Here is a 1,013-nt window from a genome sequence, read left to right on the forward strand (position 1 = left end):
TGCAGGGGCGGTATATCACTCAGGATCCGATTGGGCTGGAAGGCGGGTGGAATTTTTATCAGTATCCGTTGAATCCGATCTCAAATATAGATCCATTAGGATTAGAAACACTAAAATGCATTAAGCCACTGCATTCAATGGGCGGAACTGGTGAAAGAAGCGGTCCAGATATATGGGGGAATCTGTTCTATCATCAATATCTTTGTGTCCCAGATGGTAAAGGGGACTATACTTGTGGTGGCCAAGACCAACGGGGAGAATCAAAAGGAGATGGTCTATGGGGGCCAGGTAAAGCAAGTAATGATACAAAAGAAGCTGCTGGCCGTTGTGACCTCGTTGAAACCGATAATAGTTGTGTGGAGAACTGTTTAAAAGGGAAGTTTAAAGAGGTAAGGCCGCGTTATTCTGTATTGCCTGATATATTCACACCTATAAATTTAGGGCTATTTAAAAACTGCCAAGACTGGTCTAATGATTCTTTAGAAACATGTAAGATGAAGTGCTCCGGAAATAACATTGGACGTTTTATTAGATTTGTATTCACCGGAGTGATGTAATGAAATATATTATTTTTTCATTCAGAGCTATATGGCTGGCGTTATCACTTTTAATGCTATTCTTTTCCATGCATAGACTTTCACTATTAGACTCCACTCGTGATGTGAGCGAGTTAATTAGTCTCATGTCTTATGGAATGATGGTAATATGTTTTCCAACAGGCATAGTATTCTTTATCGCTCTAATATTTATAGGGAGTATTTCAGACATTATTGGCGTAAGAATTGATAGTAAGTATATTATGGCGATAATAATATGGCTTTATTTTCTGTCAGGAGGGTATATTCAATGGTTTGTATTAAGTAAGCGCATTATAAATAAATAAAGTTAATTGCTCTTATTATTATATGTAACCTGGGCATTGATATCCCGTATGCAACGGACCCGGCAGGTAACCGCCTGCCTGACCCGGAGCTGCACCCGGACAGCACCCTCTGCATATGGCCGGATAATCG

The 1,013-nt window shown here is 39.9% G+C and carries 2 protein-coding genes and 1 pseudogene; all 3 read left to right on the forward strand.

Translation table 11 applies throughout. The annotated features are described in order from the left end of the window. A partial coding sequence (locus BGE37_RS24745; RefSeq protein WP_105288551.1) for an RHS repeat-associated core domain-containing protein occupies window positions 1-557 on the forward strand: 557 nt, incomplete at its 5' end. Further along, window positions 557-883, forward strand: a complete 327-nt coding sequence (ybfB, locus tag BGE37_RS24750) for a protein YbfB (RefSeq protein ID WP_000873947.1) — start codon at window positions 557-559, stop codon at window positions 881-883. The genes BGE37_RS24745 and ybfB, both read left to right, overlap by 1 nt. Before the next feature lie 26 nt (window positions 884-909). Then, window positions 910-1,013 (forward strand): annotated as a pseudogene (locus tag BGE37_RS26075) (hypothetical protein); the annotation flags it as partial.

The sequence above is a fragment of the Escherichia sp. MOD1-EC6300 genome (assembly GCF_002965045.1).
GTDB lineage: Bacteria > Pseudomonadota > Gammaproteobacteria > Enterobacterales > Enterobacteriaceae > Escherichia > Escherichia coli_F.

Bases quoted from the DNA above. Each gene is read 5' to 3' on its own strand.
- ybfB (WP_000873947.1), top strand. From the start codon at position 557: ATGAAATATATTATTTTTTCATTCAGAGCTATATGGCTGGCGTTATCA.